Annotated in this window: 16 protein-coding genes; 4 read left to right on the forward strand and 12 right to left on the reverse strand. The window is 52.3% G+C overall.

What is annotated here, in order from left to right:
- The first annotated feature begins 31 nt into the window (after window positions 1–31).
- Window positions 32–1,132, forward strand: coding sequence for a protein adenylyltransferase Fic (fic, locus tag CWS43_RS16635; RefSeq protein ID WP_101078190.1), 1,101 nt, complete (start codon window positions 32–34; stop codon window positions 1,130–1,132).
- 248 nt (window positions 1,133–1,380) lie between these two features.
- Here fic and CWS43_RS16640 read toward each other — a convergent pair whose 3' ends face one another.
- Window positions 1,381–2,277: a LysR family transcriptional regulator gene (locus CWS43_RS16640; RefSeq protein ID WP_101078192.1), complete on the reverse strand. Its 897-nt coding sequence runs from the start codon at window positions 2,275–2,277 to the stop codon at window positions 1,381–1,383.
- 113 nt (window positions 2,278–2,390) lie between these two features.
- Between CWS43_RS16640 and CWS43_RS16645 the strand changes: the two genes are divergently transcribed.
- Together CWS43_RS16645 and CWS43_RS16650 are read left to right on the forward strand one after the other, a co-directional pair.
- Window positions 2,391–3,743, forward strand: a complete 1,353-nt coding sequence (locus CWS43_RS16645) for an MFS transporter (protein ID WP_101078194.1) — start codon at window positions 2,391–2,393, stop codon at window positions 3,741–3,743.
- Between the two features lie 17 nt (window positions 3,744–3,760).
- Complete coding sequence (locus CWS43_RS16650) at window positions 3,761–4,150, forward strand: DUF4440 domain-containing protein (protein ID WP_101078196.1); 390 nt, start codon at window positions 3,761–3,763, stop codon at window positions 4,148–4,150.
- Window positions 4,151–4,285: 135 nt separating this feature from the next.
- Here CWS43_RS16650 and CWS43_RS16655 read toward each other — a convergent pair whose 3' ends face one another.
- The 11 genes from CWS43_RS16655 to CWS43_RS16705 all read right to left on the reverse strand — a co-directional run bounded on the left by CWS43_RS16655 (window position 4,286) and on the right by CWS43_RS16705 (window position 15,479).
- Window positions 4,286–4,555: an HPr family phosphocarrier protein gene (locus CWS43_RS16655; protein WP_101078198.1), complete on the reverse strand. Its 270-nt coding sequence runs from the start codon at window positions 4,553–4,555 to the stop codon at window positions 4,286–4,288.
- Window positions 4,556–4,564: 9 nt separating this feature from the next.
- Complete coding sequence (locus CWS43_RS16660) at window positions 4,565–5,425, reverse strand: class II aldolase (RefSeq protein WP_101078201.1); 861 nt, start codon at window positions 5,423–5,425, stop codon at window positions 4,565–4,567.
- A gap of 58 nt (window positions 5,426–5,483) precedes the next feature.
- Window positions 5,484–6,971 (reverse strand): L-fuculokinase, encoded by a 1,488-nt coding sequence (locus tag CWS43_RS16665; protein ID WP_101078203.1) that lies wholly within the window; start codon window positions 6,969–6,971, stop codon window positions 5,484–5,486.
- Window positions 6,964–8,322, reverse strand: a complete 1,359-nt coding sequence (locus CWS43_RS16670) for a PTS galactitol transporter subunit IIC (RefSeq protein ID WP_101078205.1) — start codon at window positions 8,320–8,322, stop codon at window positions 6,964–6,966. Before CWS43_RS16670 ends, CWS43_RS16665 begins: the two co-directional genes overlap by 8 nt.
- Before the next feature lie 76 nt (window positions 8,323–8,398).
- A complete protein-coding gene (locus CWS43_RS16675) occupies window positions 8,399–8,686 on the reverse strand; it encodes a PTS sugar transporter subunit IIB (protein WP_101078207.1) in 288 nt (95 codons plus the stop codon).
- On the reverse strand, window positions 8,683–9,156 hold the full coding sequence (locus CWS43_RS16680) for a PTS sugar transporter subunit IIA (RefSeq protein ID WP_101078208.1): 474 nt from the start codon (window positions 9,154–9,156) through the stop codon (window positions 8,683–8,685). The genes CWS43_RS16675 and CWS43_RS16680 overlap by 4 nt, the downstream gene beginning before the upstream one ends.
- Before the next feature lie 13 nt (window positions 9,157–9,169).
- Window positions 9,170–9,916, reverse strand: a complete 747-nt coding sequence (locus CWS43_RS16685) for a GntR family transcriptional regulator (RefSeq protein WP_101078209.1) — start codon at window positions 9,914–9,916, stop codon at window positions 9,170–9,172.
- A gap of 224 nt (window positions 9,917–10,140) precedes the next feature.
- Window positions 10,141–11,412 (reverse strand): cytochrome c, encoded by a 1,272-nt coding sequence (locus CWS43_RS16690; protein ID WP_101078210.1) that lies wholly within the window; start codon window positions 11,410–11,412, stop codon window positions 10,141–10,143.
- Window positions 11,413–11,418: 6 nt separating this feature from the next.
- Entirely contained in the window at window positions 11,419–13,188 is a 1,770-nt protein-coding gene (locus tag CWS43_RS16695) for a GMC family oxidoreductase (RefSeq protein ID WP_101078211.1), read from the reverse strand.
- A 44-nt stretch (window positions 13,189–13,232) separates the two neighbouring features.
- The gene (locus CWS43_RS16700) at window positions 13,233–13,958 is read right to left on the reverse strand and encodes a gluconate 2-dehydrogenase subunit 3 family protein (protein WP_101078212.1); all 726 of its coding nucleotides are present in this window, start codon (window positions 13,956–13,958) and stop codon (window positions 13,233–13,235) included.
- A 486-nt stretch (window positions 13,959–14,444) separates the two neighbouring features.
- A complete protein-coding gene (locus CWS43_RS16705) occupies window positions 14,445–15,479 on the reverse strand; it encodes a LacI family DNA-binding transcriptional regulator (RefSeq protein ID WP_101078213.1) in 1,035 nt (344 codons plus the stop codon).
- Between the two features lie 578 nt (window positions 15,480–16,057).
- On the opposite strand from CWS43_RS16705, the gene CWS43_RS16710 reads away from it, so the two are divergent.
- The coding region (locus CWS43_RS16710; protein ID WP_157825408.1) for a filamentous hemagglutinin N-terminal domain-containing protein at window positions 16,058–19,487 on the forward strand (3,430 nt) is incomplete at its 3' end.

Raw genomic sequence — 19,487 nt, forward strand, 5'->3', positions numbered from 1 at the left:
ACGTGTCGATAAAAACGAGATAAATGAACTTATGTCATGGGATCCTGCAAAGCCTTTCAACCAACTTCCTCTTCTGCCGCCTGAAAATATCCAGGTGGAAACTGTGCCTGTATTAAAGGCATGTATCAGAGCGCGTGCGGCTCTGGCTGAATTGAAGCAGGCGGGTAATTTATTACCCAATCAGGGAATATTGATAAATCTGCTCCCTTTGCTTGAAGCGAAAGATTCTTCAGAAATCGAAAATATCGTCACGACGACCGATCGTTTATTTCAGTTTTCTCAGGAAGATAGTCAGGCAGACCCTGCGACGAAAGAAGCGTTACGTTATCGGAAAGCCCTGCACGATGCTTTCAAGTCTCTGAAAAAAAAGCCATTGTGTATATCAACCGCGATTGGGATTTGTAGCACATTAAAAAATAGCGAAATGGATATCCGCAAGGTTACGGGCACTGCCCTGACAAGTCATGACCGACGCGTAGTTTACACGCCTCCGGCTGGTGAAAATGTCATACGTGATTTGCTGAGTAATTGGGAAAAATTTATTCATACAGAAGACGAATTGGATCCTCTGGTGAAAATGGCAATTACACATTACCAGTTTGAAGCTATCCACCCGTTCTCAGATGGTAATGGCCGTACAGGGCGCATTCTAAATATCTTGTTCCTGCTGGAGAAAGATTTGCTGACTTTACCGATTTTGTACCTGAGTCAGTACATTGTCGCAAATAAAAATGATTACTATCAGCTACTTCGTGGTGTGACTGCATCGGGTGAGTGGGAGGCGTGGATATTATTCATGCTCGCAGCGGTTGAACAAACAGCTAAATGGACGACAGATAAAATCGCCGCTGTCCGCATTCTCATTGAGATGACCACCGGCTATATCCGTGAATCACTGCCAAAAATTTATAGCTATGAGTTGGTGAAAATTATCTTTGAGCAGCCCTATTGTCGGATTTCGAATCTGATTGAGTTGGGCATAGCCCGACGCCAGACAGCCTCTGTTTATCTTAAACAGCTTTGCGATATCGGTGTTTTATACGAGGTTTCTGTCGGGCGGGAAAAACTGTATGTCCATCCGAAACTTATCGAGTTGATGACAACAAACGATAATAGCGTCACGCCATATTAGTGCTGGCGAATTTCCATAGTCTGCACAATGGAACTCTACCAAACTGACCTTATTATTATCTCCCAATAACAAGGTCATGGTAATACGCGGGTTACAGATGAAGGGGCGAAACATCCTTCCCTGCGGGAATGCTATTCCGAACCGGTCTGACAATGAGCAAAGGCAACCGGTTTACGGCGGAAGCGGATTCTAATCCTGAACAGAATGTAAGTTAATCCTGCGGGGAAATTATCAGAGATTTCTTTCACTTATGCTGGATTTATCTGACCCTTCAAAAAATCAATAAACCGCCGTACTTTCTCGGGAATGTGTCGCGTGTTGGGGTAGAGCGCAAAAATCCCCTGCGGCGGGAAACGGTGGTCGGGCAGCAAATGGCGCAGGCGGCCCGCCTCGATTTCCGGCTGAACCAGCCAGTCCGGCAGCAGCGCGACACCGGCACCGTGCAGGGCGAACGCCAGCAACGATGATGCGTTATCGGCGGTCACGAGCGGCGGTGTGGTGACGCGAAAAAGCGTTTGTTCTCCCTGCGGAGACGTCACGGGCCAGCTTACCGGTAAGGGCAGGCGGCTGTGGGCAATCCACTTTGTTTGGGCCAGTTGTTGCAGATTACTGATGTCGCCGTGCCCGCGTAAAAACGCCGGAGACGCCACAGGCAGTATGCCAAAACTGCCCAGCGTGGCGGCGTGATGGCTGGAATCTGCCAGCTGACCAAGGCGGATCGCCAGATCGAACCGGCCTGAAATCAGATCATCGTGATGCGATGACGCCACATGCTGAATGCGCAATTGCGGATGTAGCGCCGCAAACGCCGCCAGGGCCGGAACGACCACGCGCGCGCCGTATTCCGGCGTACTGGTGATCCGCAACTGACCACTCAGCCCGCCGTGATCGCGCCGCACATCGTCGAGCACTGATTCCGCGTCCTGTAATAAAATCCGGCAACGTTCGTAAAAGCGTTCGCCGGAATCAGTCAGCGCCAGACGCCGCGTGCTGCGGGTCAGCAGTGCGACGCCGGTTTCAGCTTCCAGCTGTTTAACGTTAAAGCTCACCACCGCTTTGGTCAGCCCGAGCGTTACCGCTGCGGCGGTGAAACTCCCCGCTGTCACCACCGCCACGAAAATCTCCAGACGTTGTAAATTCAGCATCCCGAAGCCTTTTATTGTCAAAATTATTTTGACAGTGTAACGGCAACCCGCCCGTATATCAGCCGCTATTTCTCCGTTACATTCCCGCCATTCAGAATAAAGGAGAGAATCAAATGCAGTACCGTACGCGTGTAGCCATTGTGTATCTGCTGGGATTTTTTGTTGATCTGATCAACATGTTTATCGCCAACGTGGCGTATCCCGGCATCGCACGGCATTTTGGCGCGCCGGTCAGTGCGCTGGCCTGGGTCAGCTCCGGGTATATTCTCGGGCTGACGCTGGTGATCCCGCCCAGCCGCTGGCTGGCTTCGCGGCTGGGTGGCCGTCGCGTATTCACCGTGTCGCTGGCGATTTTTATGCTGGCGTCGCTCGGCGCGGCGGGTGCGCAAAGCCTGGCGTCGCTGACGGCCTGGCGGATTGTGCAGGGGCTGGGCGGCGGATTGCTGATCCCCGTCGGGCAAACGCTGGCGTACGCGCTTTACCGTAGCCACGAGCGCGCGCGGCTTTCAGCGGTGATTATGCTGGTTGGACTGCTGGCACCGGCGCTGTCGCCGGTGGCAGGCGGCATCATTGTGGATCACCTGAACTGGCGCTGGGTTTTTGTCGCCAGTTTACCGCTGGCGCTGCTCGCGTGGATTCTGGCGTTGTGCTGGCTGCGCGAGGTTCCGGCTGAACCTGCGGTACGCTTTGACCTGCGCGGTTTTTTGCTCGCCAGCCTCGGGCTGACGCTGGTTTTATCCGGCCTGACCCATCTGGGGGAATACAGCGGATTGCCCGCGGGCAGCGCGTTACTGCTAGCGGGCGCGGCGTGTTTTTACGCTTTTGTGCGTAATGCCCGCAGGCGACACAATCCGCTGCTGGATCTGCGACTGACCAGGGAACCGCTGCTGCGCACCGCGATGATAATTTACCAGTGCATTCCCGGTATTTTTACTGGCGTGAGCCTGATTGCGATGCTGTTTTTGCAGGATGAAATGCAGTTTTCTGCCGCGCAGGCGGGCGGCCTGATGGTGCCGTGGTCGGTGGCGTCGTTTGCGGCTATCGGCTTAACCGGAAAAATGTTTAACCGCACCGGCCCGCGCGCGTTGTTTATCCCCGGCTGTCTGGTTCAGGGCGGCGGTATTGCACTTTTGAGCCTCATGACTATTTATCAACAGCCGTGGCTGGCGGTGATGGCGTTCGTGCTGATGGGGTTTGGCAGCAGTTTGTGTAGCAGTACGGCGCAGAGCTGCGCATTTTTACATATCGCCGCGCCGCAGCTGGCCGACGCCAGCGCGTTATGGAACATCAACCGTCAGCTGAGTTTTTGCCTTGGCGTGACGGTCATCAGCGTTCTGCTTAATCTGTTGCAGGCACATATGCCGCAATTTGCCTACGGAGTGAGCTTCGGGCTGGCGGCGGCCAGCGTGCTGGTTCCGGTCATATTTTGCCTGAGATTACCGCGCGGGGCGGTGGTGAAGGGATAAACACAACAGGAGGAAAGATGAATCGTTTTGTGAAAGAAGTGTTTGATGCGCATGAGCTTATCCGGCAGTGGCTGGGCGATGCGCATTCGCCACAGGCAATTTGTGATGCACTGCTGGCGAGGTTTGACGCGGAATATTCGATGGTGACGCTTACCGGTCACCGGCTGGATTATGCAGCATTGTGCGCATTTTTCACGGCTCAGCACGGCGCGAAATCCGGTCTGGAGATCCAGATTGAGCAGCCGGTTGTGATTGCGGAAAGCGAATCATCCGCCGTGGTGACGTATCAGGAGCGTCAGCAATTGCCGGGACAGACGGCGACGTTACGCTATTCGACGGTGGTATTCAGCGCGGACGGGCAGGGCAAAATCCTGTGGCGACATCTGCATGAAACGGCGGCGGGCTGATTTCAATGGCAAACTGGCAAAATGCACAGGATTTCATCTTTATAAGATGGTGAGTCCTCGTGTGTTAAGCATCAGTAATAAGCGATACGGGAATTATTTATTATCTCCCGTATCGCTTATAAATCTTTCATCTGATTAACCGGGTTCACCAAAGCCTTCAGCGAAAGCGATTTTTAATTCATTCATAAAGGCCAGTTCATCCTGGCCATCACAAATTAAATCAATTATCGTATTTCCCTTCACGCCCGCGCCCAGAATACTCATCATTCCTTTAATCGGAATTTCTTTATCATTACTCACCAGTGTCAGCGATGACTGGTATTTTTTGACGATTTTTGTCAGGGTGGCAGCCGGGCGGGCATGCAAACCCGTACTGTTAACAACACGTACTTTTTGTCTGATCATATCTTCTCCTTAAGATACTTTCCGCAACGCCGGATGGTGCTTATTCATCATCTGGATTTTAGAGTAAACATCATTCTCAACAGCCTGTTTAGCCTTAGCCATTACGCCAGCCAGATTGGCCTCATTATTGTTACTTTCCCAGGCTTTGCCGACAGAGGTTATAAAGGCTTTTCGTAAGTCACTCGCAATATTAACCTTAGAAACTTTATAATTAATAAAGCTTCTCAGAATATCTGCATCAATACCTGAGCCACCATGTATAACCAGAGGAACCGGGCTCACAGATGCGATACGTTGTAACAGCGGGATATCAATGCGTGGTACATCTTCAAGCCCGTGGACATTGCCGATCGAGATGGCCAGCATGTCGCAACCTGTTTCCTCGACAAAACGCAGAACTTTCCCGGGTTCGGTTTTGCAATCAGCCTCGCTCACATGATCATCTTCCTTACCCAGAATAGCCCCCAATTCTGCTTCAACCGGTACACCAAATAATTTACAAAAATCGACAGCTTCACGGGTAAACGCAATATTCTCTTCGAAAGGAAGCGCCGCACCATCAATCATTACCGAGGTAAAGCCCGCTCTGACAGCTTGCTTAACATCCTCAAGCGTTTTTCCGTGATCCAGATGCAGACTGACAGGAACATCCATTTTATCTGCATATCGCTTAACGATTTCATAAATATAGTCATAACCGGAAAGCTGAGCATTAGTTGGTGCGATCTGAATGAAATTAGGCAATCCGGAACGTTCTATCGCATTAAGAATGGAAATTGTTGTTTCCAGATTTGTCGTATTAAATGCGCCAGCCAGAACATGTTTTTCATGAATACAATTGAGTAAGGTCCTACCATTAACTAAAGGCATATTAACTCCTGATTATTTGGAAATATGAATGAATTAATTACCGAGCAACTTCTTTATCTCAGGGGTGTTCAGTATTAACTCCCTCATGCTGTAATTTAAAACGATAAAAAGACAACCATTGCCGCTGAAATATTTTTAACTCAGCCGAGCGATTCGGATCAGGAATATAACGAGCGGTTAGTTTTATTGGCGGAAGTTCCACCTCCGGACACGCTATCAATAATGCACCGACGGATACGGCTTCATCAAAAGCAATCGCCTCAACCGGACACTGCAACATGTCAGCTTTCAATTGCAGCCAGTAGGGGTTTTTTACAGCAGGGCCAATAACTTTGACGGGTTTACCTGCCGGTATGTTAAAGCACTCGTAGCAATGTGCGAACTCCATTACCAGGCCGATAAACACGCTCTCGAGGAGAGTTTCCGGTGGCAATGAATCTGTCAGGCCATACATCAGGCCTCGTGCATGACGATTTTTATTTGGCGAGCCAGAGCCCCGTAAATGGGGAATAAACACGGGGACTTGATCAGCAGACCAGGAGGGCTGAAGGTAATTATCCATTGCCTTTTCCAGGGCATTGCGCGTTTCCTCATCTGTTAAACGAAACGTTTTTTGTACCCATTCGAACGCATAGCCACCAACCGGCAGAGAAGCGAAAAGCGTAAAGGTTCTGCCAGTCGAATAACAACCATTAGCCAGCTTATCCCTTCTCGCGTGTGAATGAAGAGTCGGTTGGGTATTTAGCAGCAGAATGCCCTCTGTTGTCCCTGTGGAGTTTAAAACATCACCGGGCTGCATCTGCAATGCACGGGCTCCCACCATGTGATCGTGTCCCGCGAGTGTGACTTTTACTTCATGAGACATCCCCAGCTCATTTCTGATCGCTGGCGTAACCCATCCGGCCACTTCATCCGGCGTAATCAACGGAGCCAGGACAGTGAAAGGGATGCCGAGTATCGCCGCAGCTTTGCGCGACCAGGTGCAACGGGTTACGTCCAGACATAATGTCCTGCTTGCCAGAGAGACTTCCGTTTTTCTCTCACCCGTCAGCCATAACAACAAGATTTCTGGTGCGTGTAACCAGCAGATGTCTTTGCGTTCATGTAATGAATACTTATCAAGTAACCAGCGCATTTTGAACGCTGAGTAATTGCTGTGAGGGGGTAACCCTGTGATTGCGTACAACTCCGCAGTTTCCTGCTCATTCAACGATGAGAGGTAGGATTCACCACGGCGGTCATACCAGGCAAGCATTGGGGTCAGGAGGGTTCCTTTTTTATCCACAAACACACCCGACTCACCAAAACTTGCAATGCTGATATTTGTCACCGGATATGGCGAGGAAGATACCAGCTCTGCTATTACCCGTCGCAAGGCAAGCCACAACGCTTCGATATCAAAATCGACTTCCCCTGTTTGCGATTCATTCTTAGGGGTAGGGAATTTGCGGGCTTCCAGTACTGATGCGTCATTGCAGGAGTAACAGCTGACTTTGCAGTTGGTTGTGCCAATATCGATGACCAGCGCTGCGCAGTAATCAGGCATAGACCGTTCCTTTTGTCAGACGAAAGACGCCGTAAATAAGCAGTGCAACGACCGGGACCAGACCAATCGCAATCATGTTTCCGTTGAAGATCTCAAGCAGCCAGAAACGGAAGGGATTGCCCCCGTCAAGGAAGCTTGATACCTGCCCACTCGACCCTTCTGCCATTTTGAAATTGACGTCTTTTGCCATGCCCGTAATAAATGGCGCAATTTGGGTCGCAATCCACAAATCGGCAATGATGACCGGAATGGCAGTAATCACCGCCCGGAAAATGTTGCCACGGCAAGCCAGTACAATCATCGAAGCCATTACAGCCAGATTTGCGAGGTCGCCCAGCGGAAGAACTTTGTTCCCCGGAAGAAGGAATGCGATAAAGACTGATATTGGCGTTAAGATCAGGGCAGTGGAAATAATTGCCGGATTGCCGACTGCTACCGCAATATCCAGCCCGATAAACAGATCGTCGCGCCCCGGATATCGGGCATTCAGGTATTTCTTGATAGCTTCGGACAGCGGTAACAAGCCTTCCATCAGAATGCGTACCATACGCGGAAGAATGAACATGACACCGCCGATACTGATACCCAGAAGCAGGACATGCTTAAAGTCATAACCGGCGATAATACCCAGCAGGAGGCCCAGGATGGTTCCAACCATCATGGGTTCACCAAAGATACCCAGCTTTTTCTGCACGTTCTCAGGATCAATGTGAATGCGGTTCAGCCCCGGGATCTTGTCAATAATTTTGTCAAACAGCAGCCCCACGGGAAAGAAGACAACGGATGACAGGGTTGGAAGTGAAATGCCTTCCAGGCCAAAGTACTTAGCCACCAATGGCGCGGACCAGTCGGCCAGTTTGAGGACCACGATCGCTGCAATGCCAGCGGCAGACAACCCAAGCACAAAACTCCCTGTGCTGTAGTAAACCAGCGTTCCTGCCAAAGCAAAGTGCCAGTAATTCCACATGTCCACATCGACAGTCCGGGTCTTGTTCAGTGCCAACATGGCGACGTTAATCAGCATCGTCAGTGGAATGACAAAGGGAGCGATTGGAGACCCCCAGGTAATTGCAGCCAGTGGCGGCCAGCCCAAATCGACCACCGGAAGGCTGATACCGGTTCGTTCAACCATGGCCTGTGCCGCCGGTCCTACGTTGCTGGTAAGAATGTCAAAGATGGCATAAATCCCGACAAAACCTATTCCGACAATTAACGAAGACCGGAGTGCTTTTGCAGGCTTAACTTTGAAGAATAAGGCCAGGAAAAACAGAACCAGTGGTAATAATACTGTTGGACCAAAACCTAATACATATTGCACAACGGTATAGAGAGTATGCGCGATATCATTCATATTTTACCTCTTCTTTCGACATAACCAGACCTCGCGTTAGCGCCTGGGAATATCTGTCTGGATTATTTTTATAAAATCAGGCTAGGTCTTTAAGAATAGAAACAATTCTTTCAAGGACTTTATCTTCACCCACGCCGGTAATTATCGGTAAGCCATTGACGACAGGAATATCCAGTTCATAAGGGACTTTGGTTGTTGAAACAATTAGCGTGGCTCCGTCTGTATTATTCGGCAGTGAAGCGACATTTGTTTGAGAATAATTAACGTTAAGCCCGTTCTCCTTACAATACTCCATGACTTTTTCTGCTACAGCTGTGGAGGTTGCAATACCTGTTGCACAAACGAACAATATCATTTGACTCATAATTCACCTCTGTCAGATAATTTTTTGTAAATAGACTGAAAGATATCATCATCATTCATGACAAGCAGTTCCTGCATAAAATGCCCGTCCTGTATGATGTCCATAACCCAACCAAGGATATTGAGTTGTTTATTGCTTTCACTTAAAGCAAGCAGGAACACGACTCTGACAGGAACAGGAACCGGCTCTCCGCCCATGTCCTGGAAATTGACGGGTTCTGCCAGTATTCCGATACTGATTGCGTTCTGACGAACATGTTTATGGTCAGTATGTGGAATGGCGACCCCGACAGGTTCGACCGGTAACCCCGTCGGAAAAACCTGTTCCCGTGCAATGACCTGTTCTGCAAAGTCAGGGACGACCCTCTCATCGTTAATTAACGGACTGGCAAGAGCCCTGATAATGTCATTTTGACTCACCTCTCTTGAAAGGCGTTGAACATAATGACGGTGAAAATTAATATTCTGCATAATTTCCCCTTTTCTAGTTTGCTTCCCGGCGCTGCAAAATAGTGCCAAGATAATATTTATTGCCTTTTAACCAAACATTACCGAACTCAACGGGTAACCCTCTTGAGAAAAATACCAGTTGTTCCAGATGCAGAACGGGAGCGTCTTCGCCAATATCAAGATAATGGCCCCTTTCTTTACCAATTAATCTGGCAGCATAGCGACTTTCAGAAAAACTTATTTTTTTACCAGACAATCTTTCAATAGATGGGAATAAATTTTCTTTTGTGAAATCAATGTCAATAATACCGGGGCAAAGCTCAACGTTAATACGGTTTTCAATCAGCATGACTTTTTCATCGCCGATTGAGCGAAGACGTTCAAGAAATAAGATGTCCTGCCCCGGTTTGATATGCAGTTTTTCTGCCACGAAGCGGTTAGCCGGCTCCAGCCGGGAGGTGATGACGCTGGTGGTGAAGTTTATTTTCTGGCTTGCCAGCGCTTCCGCAAAAGAGAGCAACCCTTCACCTAACGGGTAGGCAACATTTTCCTTTTTCACGAAAGTTCCTTTGCCCTGAACCTGCACTAAAATGCCTTCCCGAACTAACTGATTAACGGCTTTCTTAACGGTTCCGCGGCTTACCTCCAGCATATCCATGATCTGGTACTCAGAGGGGATCCGGTCATCTTCGACCAGCTCACCGCTATAAATGCTTTCTCTAATCCACTCCACAACCTGCTGGTACAACGGCGTTTGCGAATTTTTACTCAACATTTTCATGGCGCGCACCTGAACGTTTAGAGTTGTCTATAGACAATCATGTACAACATGGCGTTAATGATAGGGAATTTTTAGGAAGAGGGGATGGGAGGGAGTCACAGTTTTGGTGTTCAAAACCAGATCACTTTTCCGTGATGTAAATCACATATTTCAGACACAAAAAAACGGCCCTCCCGCAGGAAAGCCGTTTTGTTTTGGAACGCGGTTCTTGGTTTGTAACGAAATCAGTGCGTCAGCGTTTTTCTGACTTCACCCACTTCTTTTGCCGTCACCGCCGGGGCGTTGTTGCTCCAGCCCTGGCGGATGAACGTTGCCAGTTGTGCAGCCTCATCATCCGTCAGGCGGGCAGCAAACCCTGGCATTACCAGCGTTGAAGGAGCGCGTGCGGTTGACGGCTGCTGGGCACCGGCGAGGATCGTGTGGATTAACCCGGTTGGATCCTGAGAGTTTACAATCGTTGCCTGATCCAGCTGCGGGAACACGCCTGGTGCACCTTTACCTGTGACAAAGTGGCAGGCACCGCAGTTATCCAGATACAAACGTTCGCCTTCGCTGAGGTTTTTAGCTGCCGTCAGTTTGGCTTCGGTTGCGCTGGCTTTCTGCGTGTCCGGAGCCGGTACCGGCGGGTTGCCGCCCAGGAATTTGATGTACGCAGCAATGGCCTTCAGATCTTCATCGGTCATGTGCGCCGTGCTGTTCTCCACCACCGACGTCATTTCACCGCCAACGGCGGCTTTGTCGTTACGCCCTTTACCCAGATAATCGACGATTTCCTGTTCATTCCAGTGCGCCACGCCGCGCAGCGACGGAACATCCCAGTGATTCAGACTGCCGCCTGCGAGGAAATCAGAATCGCTGCTGTCCAGCGCTTTCTCGTTCATCCCCAGACCGCGAGGCGTGTGGCAACTGCCGCAGTGGCCGAGGCTTTCCACCAGATACGCACCACGGTTCACCTGTTCAGATGCACCGCCGATCGGCTGGAATGGCTTATCCGACGCGAACGCCCAGTTCCAGAAACGCATCCCCCAGCGCTGGCTGAACGGGAAGCTCAGGTCAGTTTCCGGTGGTTGTTCCGCGCTCGGCTTCACGCCCTGCATGAAGTAAACGTAGAGCGCGTGCATATCTTCATCGTTGATTTTGGCGTAGTCCGGATACGGCATCGCCGGGTACAAGCGGGTGCCATCCGGCAGCACGCCTTTACGCACGGCATCGGAAAATTGCGCTTCCGTGTAACCGCCGATCCCGTGGTTTTTATCCGGCGTGATATTGGTCGAATAAATAGTGCCCAGATTCGAGTTAATCGCCAGACCGCCGGAGAACGCCGGTTTACCCGCCACCGTATGGCACGCACCGCAGTCACCGAGGCGAGCGACGTATTCGCCCTGTTTGATGAGTTGCGCGTTATTGGCGTCATCAGCCTGCGCATTTGCCATCAGCCCGGCGCCCAGCAGCATGGCGTTCGCGATAAATAAACTTTTGAGTTTCATCCTGTTCATCTCCGCTTATGCCTGAACCAGTGGACCAGGATTTTTCAGATACTGATCTTTAATCGCCTGCGCGGCCATCAGCGTGATTGCCCCGATGGTGTCCGTCGGGTTCGCCTGGAAGTTCTGCGGGAAGGCATTGCCGCCCGGCACAAAGACGTTATGCACATCCCAGCTTTGCAGGAACTTGTTCAGCGCGGAGGTTTTCGGGTTATCGCCCATGACCGCGCCGCCGACGTTGTGCGTCGAAACGTATTTGGTCAGGTCAAAATGCGCGTCCATCGGCAGGAAGCTTTCGCTGTAGCTGTCCGGGTTCAGCTCTTTGGTGATATTGCCCACGATCCCTTTCAGGTACTGCTGAAGTTTGAGTTCGTTCTGTTTCCAGTCGAAGGTCATACGCAGCAGCGGATAGCCGTATTCATCTTTGTAGTTCGGATCGAGATCCAGATAAATATCGCGATAAGACTGGCAGGTCGTAGTGATACTGATTTTCATCGAATGGCCGTACCACTCTTCCATGCCTTCTTTCCAGCCCGTGCCCCACGCCGGTGTGCCTTTCGGCAGGGACGTGCTGATTGGTGTGCCGGTGGCCTGAGAGCTGTGGATTTTCGCACCGCCGATAAAGCCCAGAGCAGGGCCGTCGAAATTGCCCGGAGAGATGTCGTTGATCATCTGGCCGGTTGCGCCTGCAGTGGCGAACGGATTAAAGTTTTTATCTTTGAAGAACAGCGTTGAGCCGCCGTTGCTCAGGAACGCGTAGTTACGGCCAATCACGCCTTCTTCGGTGATCGGGTTGTAAGGTTTGCCGATCCCGGAAAGCAGCATCAGGCGGACGTTACAGAACTGGAAGCTGCTCAGCACCACGATTTTCGCAGGCTGGAAGCACTCGTTGCCCTGCGCATCCATGTAGATCACGCCTTTGGCGGTTTTTTTGTCGTCATGCAATTCGACTTTCAGCACGTTGGCGTGGACTTCATAAGAGAAGTTATCCATGCGTTTCAGCGCGTCCATGACGGCAGTCTGCGGCGAGGCTTTCGAGTAGTTCAGGCACGGATATTTACTGCAATAACCGCAGTAGTTGCACGGCGCGATCTGGTTGCCGTACGGGTTAGTCCAGGCGCGGGACACGCAGGCCGACGGGTTCGGGAACGGGTGATAACCCATTTTTTTCGTTACTTCGGCAAACATGCTGCTGTTGAGCGTGTCTTCCAGCGCAGGCAACGGATAAGGCTCGGATCGTGGCCCTTCAAACGGATCGCCGCCTTCCATAATCTGGCCGCGCAGGTTACCGGTTTTGCCCGACTGCCCGCAGATGTGCTCAAACTTGGTGTAATACGGTTCGATTTCATCCCAGGTGAACGGGAAATCCATGATCCGCATGTCTTCCTGCAAAATGCCCGGTTTGTAGGCTTCATCGGCATACGTTTTGAGCTTTAAATCGGTCGGCGTAGGGCGGATAAGCACGGCTGTCCAGTGCAGACCGGAACCGCCAACGCCCGTACCCGGCGCAAATGCGCCCCATTTACGGGTCGGCAGCGCGGTTTCGCTCATGTTGTAGCGTACGGTCACGGCGGCTTCTGCCGGCGTCGCCATCACTTTGTTGCGTACGGCGTAGGCGTATTCATCCGCCGGTTTCGGGTATGCGAATTCTTCATACCCGCGATCACCGCCACGCTCAAGTGCGCGCACGGTCAGACCGGCCATTGCCAGCTCGATGCTCATCAGAGAGCCCGCCCAGCCGAGGCCGACGACGACAACGTCGACTTCTGGTTTAATTACTTGTGCCATCTTTTATCCTGTCATTCATCAGAAACGGTAATAGGGCGCGGCACTCAGGCACGTGCGCCCTGCAGGCTCACAGGCCCAAGCGGATACGGGACGTTGTGCTGTTTCACCCATTCAGTGAAACTGGCGCGTGCACCGGGGAATCCGATGGCAATCCATGCCTTCATCCCTTTGTTACCGCCATAGATCGGGTCTGCCAGATAACCGTGTTTGGTATCGGAAAGCAGCTCACCGAAGAATTGCGACGCGACCAGGTTCTCTTCGCCCATATCGGCAAAACGGATGCCGTTTTTCTGGAGCTGCGACAGGGCGTTGTCTTTGTCCTGATCGGAGAGCGCGTGGAAGTCTTTCTGATGATTTTGCTGACACCAGCTGTTCGCCAGGCGAATACCGGTTTTGTAGATTTGCTGAGGACGGAAGGGGATCTGATACCCCATGGTCGCGGGCGCGTGAACGTTAAACGGCCCCTGCATATAGATTTCTTCGCCGAAATCGCCGTGCATTTGCTGATCGATAAAAATCGGCACATTGGTTTCGAGTGCGCCGGGCGCTTTCCCTTTGCCTCCTGCGGGGATCAGACGGTCAGCGGCGGCCATAATAAACTGCCACTCATCGGCGCTGAAAAACACGGGTTTATAATCGAGTAAATCCGGGGCAGCCATCTCGGCAGCTTGTGCCGCTGACAACCCTTTCATCATGATGGTGCCGACAGGCAATGCCATCAGCGACCCAAGTAAAAACTTGCGACGGGTAGTTTTTTTTTGAAGGAGCATAGAATTACGACTCTCACATGCCTGATGTTAAGTTTGGGTTAATTATTATTTTTTTTGGGTACAAATCGATAATATCACCGCTACATTTAAAATAAATGAATAAATTCCACAATAACTATGCGGTGGGATATAAAAGCAACGGTTTTTAATGTCTTATTTGATTTAAAATTTATGTAAAACAATGGATTAAGATTTTTTGTTATTTTGTTTATAACCCGAAAAATTAGCATTGATTATCAAAGATATGGGGCCGGAATAATTTGTATAAATTTTGATAAATATAATTTCGCAAGGAAAGTTATTGTTATTTTTTGATGTGAATGTTAGCTAACATTTCTAACAAATAAGAATAATTTTCAATTACCCGTTTATTTAGGATAAGTGAGAAATACAAATTTGATAATAGTGTCGGGTGCAGTCATTCACTGAGAAGAGGAGGAACAAAAGCCAACCTGAGTTGACTTATTTTCCTCTGGGGGGGGAACGCTAAGCTGATTCTCTGATCACCAGCCGGTAACCCATATCGACGATCGGTTCACCCACCGGAACGCCTTCTATTTTATCCGCCAACATATCCGCCGCACGTATCCCCAGCTCCCATTTATCGACGCTGACCGTCGTAATGGCCGGGCGGTTATGCGCGGCAAAATTTAAATCAGCAAAGCCGATCACTGAGAAATCATCGGGCACACGCAGCCCTTGCGATTCCGCTTCCATAATTGCGCCCTGCGCCAGGGTATCGGAACTGCAAATGATGGCATCGAACCGTTCGCCTTCGCGAAGCAGCTGTTTTAACGCACTGCGCCCCACTTCCATATTGGCCGGGCGTGACACGATCACTTCTTTAATATTGTGCGCCGGATTTCGTTGTAACACGCTGATGGCACCATTTTTACGCACTACAGCGCGACGGTCTGACGCACAGATGAAACCAAAGCGGGTGAAACCTTTCGCGGTGAAATACTCGCCGATGGCATTGCCGACTTTTTCGTGGGAGAAGCCAATCAGCATATCAATGGGCGTCGGGGTTAAATCCCAAATTTCCACCACAGGGATAGTGGCGTTCAGAATGATTCTTTTTAGTTCTGACGTATGGTGGATTCCGGTCAGCACAATGCCGTCAGGGCGGCGGGAAAGCAGGGTGGCGACAATTTCGGTTTCCGCTTCCGGTTCGTAACCGACAATACACAGCAGCATATGGTAGCCGCGTGCCGCCAGCTCGTCGCTGATCGCCTGAACGGTATCGACAAACATATTGTTGTTGATTTGCGGCACGACCACGGCAATCAACTTTGTCCGGCTGGTCGCCAGCCCGCCCGCCAGCATATTGGGGATATATCCGGTAGCGCTGACTGCCTCCATCACTCTGGCGATAGTCGCGGGGCGAACAACCTTGGGATTATTGAGCGCACGGCTGACCGTCATCGGAGAAAGACCGGCTTCTTTTGCGACATCTTCAAGCGTGGCCGTGCGGGAACGGCCAGTGTGACTCTTTATTATATTATTCAAAGCATTGCTCACTGGTTTGCAAGTTCAAACTACGAATGTTTGCGCAATCATTACCAGTTTCTCACATTGTCCCCTGCGTTGGTAAGTGCAAAATGTATATTCATTGTTATGAAATTGATGCTGGCTTGGGCGAAGTCCTCATGGCAATGATGGCGCGTTCTCACTTCTTACATCCTGAAGTGACAGACAAAATGGTGCTTTTAAGCTACTTATTTCTGGATGTTTCAAATCGGCGCATCAGCAGGATTCAGATCCAACTTGATTAATCTTATTCCAAGCAATAACACAGAGTAACAAAGTGTAATTCACACGAAATACCCCTACTCACAATATTTATTAATGTTTAACGACGCCTGCCGATTACATATTTTGTAATATTTATAACCTGTTAACCATTAATGGCGGAGCATCCCCTGCCGATATTGGCTGAATGTTAAACACTTATTTAAGGTTCCGGTGATGTCTGAGGCTCAGCGTTGGAAACGAAAAGTGAAACAGAGTTTGAGATAAAACGCCTGAACGTTGGCTCCATTGCCACCTGATCGCGGGGGCTTGTTAGCATATAAATGTTGATGAAAAGGATTTCGGGGATGAAAACGGTGAAAGAACAACCTGTTGCTTTATGGCGCAGGGCGCTGGCGTACGGGCTGATGGGCTGGCTGGTGTGGCAGCCTTTGGTGCCCGCATTTGCGGCAGGCGTGACGGTCGCCGGGGGCAACACCCGCACCGATCAGGCCGCCAACGGCGTACCGGTTGTGAACATTGCCACCCCGAATCAGGCCGGGATTTCACACAATAAATACACCGATTTTAACGTCGGCCAGCAAGGCCTCATCCTCAACAACGCCACCGGTAAGCTTACGCAAACTCAGCTCGGCGGTCTGATTCAAAACAACCCCAATCTCACCGCAGGTCAGGAAGCAAAGGGCATCATTAACGAAGTGGTGTCATCGAACCCTTCGCAGCTTAATGGCTACATGGAAGTCGCCGGTAAGGCGGCGAACGTCATGGTGGCGAACCCGTACGGCATCACCTGTAACGGCTGCGGCTTTCTCAACACCCCCAACGCCACGTTAACCACCGGCAAACCGGTGCTGGGCGCGGACGGCTCGCTGCAATCCCTCGATGTCACGCAGGGCGCGATCACGGTCGAAGGCCAGGGGCTGGACGCCCGCCAGAGCGACTCGTTTTCACTGATTTCCCGCGCCGCACAGATTAATGCCGGTTTGTATGCCAAAGATCTGAACGTCACTTTAGGGGCAAATCGTGTGGATGCGCAGGGTAACGCTGCGCCGGTCTCTGGCGCAGGCGTGCCGTCGGTGGCCATCGACACCGGCGCGCTGGGCGGCATGTACGCCAACCGTATCCATCTGGTCTCCAGCGACAAAGGCGTCGGGGTGAACCTCGGTAACCTGAACGCGTCTGTCGGCGACATGCAGATTGATGCCAGCGGGAAACTGACGCTGAACAATGCGACAGCCACTGGCAAACTGACGGCCAATGCGCAGGAGATTGCGCTGAACGGCGCACAGCAGTCCGGCGGCGATATGGCCCTCAACAGCCAGGGGCAACTGGCGGCGCAGGGCAGTCTGGTGACCAGCGGCGGAAATATGACGCTGGCCGCGGGTCAGCTGACGTCGGGCAGCGCAGCGCAGGTCTCCGCCGCCGGGAACGTCAGTGCGGCAGCAGGTAACGGCGGCCAATGGCAGGGCAGCCTGACGGCGGGTAAAGATCTCAGTCTCAGCGCCGGTGACCTGACTAATAACGGGCTGATTGCCGCCAGCGGTAACGCGAATCTGACCACCCAACGCCTCACCAATAGCGGCACACTACAGGCACAGACGCAGTCGGTTCAGGCGACAACGCTGGAGAACAGCGGGAAAATCCAGGCGAAAGGCACGCAGCAGATTCAGGCGGACAGCCTGCATAACAACGGCGCAATCAATGCAGATGGCGCGTTGCAGCTCACGGCAAAGCAGGATCTGACACAAGGCGTAAACGGTTCGGTGGCGGCCAGCGGTGCATTAGGGATCACAGCCGCACAGGCTGGTATTGCCGGTCAGGTTAACGGCAAACAGGGCAGCACCCTGAATTTCGGTTCTCTGAGCACAACCGGCGACTCCGCCATCACCAGTGCGGGAAATATTTCCCTGAATGCCGGTGATGCACAATTGGGCGGATTGCTTTCCGGCGACAGTCAGCTGACCGGACATTTTGGTCAGCTGACCACCGCCGCCGGTTCGCAAATTCAGTCCGGTTCTGATGCGGATATTCAGGCCAGCGAAAGCGCCATGCTGGGCGGTAATCTTCGTGCCGGACAAAACCTGCAACTGGTTAGCGGTTCACTGAACTCTGCCAGCGGTGCGCAGGTTTATGCCGCCGGAAATGTACAGGCCAGCGCTGGCAATAACGGGGTATGGAACGGTGGCCTGACGGCGGGGGGCGATCTGGCGCTGAATGCCGCCGGACTAACCAATAACGGGGCGCTGGCGGCGTCAGGCAACACGGACTTCACCACGCAAAAACTCACCAATAACGGCCTGATTCAGGCACAGGGCAGCCAGACTCTTCACGCCACCGAACTGAGCAACACGGGTAAAATTCAGTCCGGCGGTACGCAAAATATTACCGCGAACTCGCTCGACAGTCAGGGGCTTATCGGTTCGCAAAAGGCACTGGCATTGCAGGTTGCTGACCAGCTGACGGTCGGTGAACAGGGTTCTTTGTTTGCCGGTGACCAGCTGACTCTTGATGGCGGTCAGGTGACCGTGAACGGCGCGCTGACCGGTAAAAGCGGTCTTTCAGTCGGTGCAGATTCCCTGAACGCCGGACAAAATGCGCAGATCACCAGCCTCGGTGATATTCAGCTTACCGCCGGGCAACAGAAACTTAACGGCCAGATTTCAACGGCAGGCAATGTAGGTCTGAACGCCACGGATCTTTCCGTCGGCGCATCGGGCAGCATCCACAGCGACAAAGATGTATCCCTGACGGCAGGCCACGCTTCCACGATCGCCGGTGCGCTGGACGGCAACACGCTGGAGGCCAGCGGCGGCGCATTGCAGGTTACCAGCAGTGGTTCGCTGGCGTCTGCGGGAGATATGCAGTTATCAGCCGGGCAGCAGCAGCTCGATGGCGTGACCCGTGCGGGCAACAATCTTTCGATCACGGCTGATCAGCTCAATGCCGCGCAGGGCGGCAAAACGTCCGCGCAGAACGACATCATTTCGAACATTACCCGTGGCGTTCAGTGGTCGGGCAGCCTGATTGCCGGCCGTGACCTGAACTTCACCTCGGGGGATTTCAGCAACGCAGGCACGCTCGCCGCCAACCGTAACGGGCAGTTCAGTTTCGGCACCCTGAACAACAACGGTCTTTTGCAGTCACTGGGCACGCAGCAGCTTAACGGCGACACCTTCAACAACAACGGCACGGCGCAGTCCGGCGGTGACCAGACCTTCACCCTGAACCAGCTCAATAACCAGGGGCTGGCCGGAACCAACGGCGACCTGACGCTGACCGTGCGCGACGGCGTGACAAACGGCGATGCGGCCACGTTACTGGCCGACGGTCAGCTCCGGCTGAACACCGCGCAGGCGGATCTGGGCGGTACGCTCACCGGCACGCAGGGCGCAGACCTCCGCGCCACGGCGCTCAGCACCCGCGCAGGTTCCGCCCAGACCAGTCAGGGGGATGTGAACCTCAGTGCGGGCACCGCCGACCTGAACGGTTTCCTTTCTGCCGATGGCAACATGGCGCTCAACACACAACACCTGACCACGGGCAACGACTCGCAAACACAGGGCAAAAGCGCGCTGGGGATCAGTGCGTCTGAAGGCGCAGAGCTGGGCGGTAAACTGGTGACGCCGGGGGCGCTGACGATCAGCGCGGGCACCCTGACCAGCACCGCCACGCTGGGGGCGGATAACGTCGATGTCAGCGCGACAACGTTCACAAACAGCGGCGCGATCACGGCGGACGACGGCCTGCATCTTACTGCCGGAACCCTGCATCAGCAGG

The organism is Rahnella sp. AA (assembly GCF_002834385.1).
In the GTDB taxonomy this organism is placed as follows: domain Bacteria; phylum Pseudomonadota; class Gammaproteobacteria; order Enterobacterales; family Enterobacteriaceae; genus Rahnella.

What these genes read in the sequence shown, in the direction of transcription:
- fic (WP_101078190.1), top strand. Translation starts at nt 32, where the DNA reads ATGTCATGGGATCCTGCAAAGCCTTTCAACCAACTTCCTCTTCTGCCG.
- CWS43_RS16640 (WP_101078192.1), bottom strand. Translation starts at nt 2,277, where the DNA reads ATGCTGAATTTACAACGTCTGGAGATTTTCGTGGCGGTGGTGACAGCG.
- CWS43_RS16645 (WP_101078194.1), top strand. Translation starts at nt 2,391, where the DNA reads ATGCAGTACCGTACGCGTGTAGCCATTGTGTATCTGCTGGGATTTTTT.
- CWS43_RS16650 (WP_101078196.1), top strand. Translation starts at nt 3,761, where the DNA reads ATGAATCGTTTTGTGAAAGAAGTGTTTGATGCGCATGAGCTTATCCGG.
- CWS43_RS16655 (WP_101078198.1), bottom strand. Translation starts at nt 4,555, where the DNA reads ATGATCAGACAAAAAGTACGTGTTGTTAACAGTACGGGTTTGCATGCC.
- CWS43_RS16660 (WP_101078201.1), bottom strand. Translation starts at nt 5,425, where the DNA reads ATGCCTTTAGTTAATGGTAGGACCTTACTCAATTGTATTCATGAAAAA.
- CWS43_RS16665 (WP_101078203.1), bottom strand. Translation starts at nt 6,971, where the DNA reads ATGCCTGATTACTGCGCAGCGCTGGTCATCGATATTGGCACAACCAAC.
- CWS43_RS16670 (WP_101078205.1), bottom strand. Translation starts at nt 8,322, where the DNA reads ATGAATGATATCGCGCATACTCTCTATACCGTTGTGCAATATGTATTA.
- CWS43_RS16675 (WP_101078207.1), bottom strand. Translation starts at nt 8,686, where the DNA reads ATGAGTCAAATGATATTGTTCGTTTGTGCAACAGGTATTGCAACCTCC.
- CWS43_RS16680 (WP_101078208.1), bottom strand. Translation starts at nt 9,156, where the DNA reads ATGCAGAATATTAATTTTCACCGTCATTATGTTCAACGCCTTTCAAGA.
- CWS43_RS16685 (WP_101078209.1), bottom strand. Translation starts at nt 9,916, where the DNA reads ATGAAAATGTTGAGTAAAAATTCGCAAACGCCGTTGTACCAGCAGGTT.
- CWS43_RS16690 (WP_101078210.1), bottom strand. Translation starts at nt 11,412, where the DNA reads ATGAACAGGATGAAACTCAAAAGTTTATTTATCGCGAACGCCATGCTG.
- CWS43_RS16695 (WP_101078211.1), bottom strand. Translation starts at nt 13,188, where the DNA reads ATGGCACAAGTAATTAAACCAGAAGTCGACGTTGTCGTCGTCGGCCTC.
- CWS43_RS16700 (WP_101078212.1), bottom strand. Translation starts at nt 13,958, where the DNA reads ATGCTCCTTCAAAAAAAAACTACCCGTCGCAAGTTTTTACTTGGGTCG.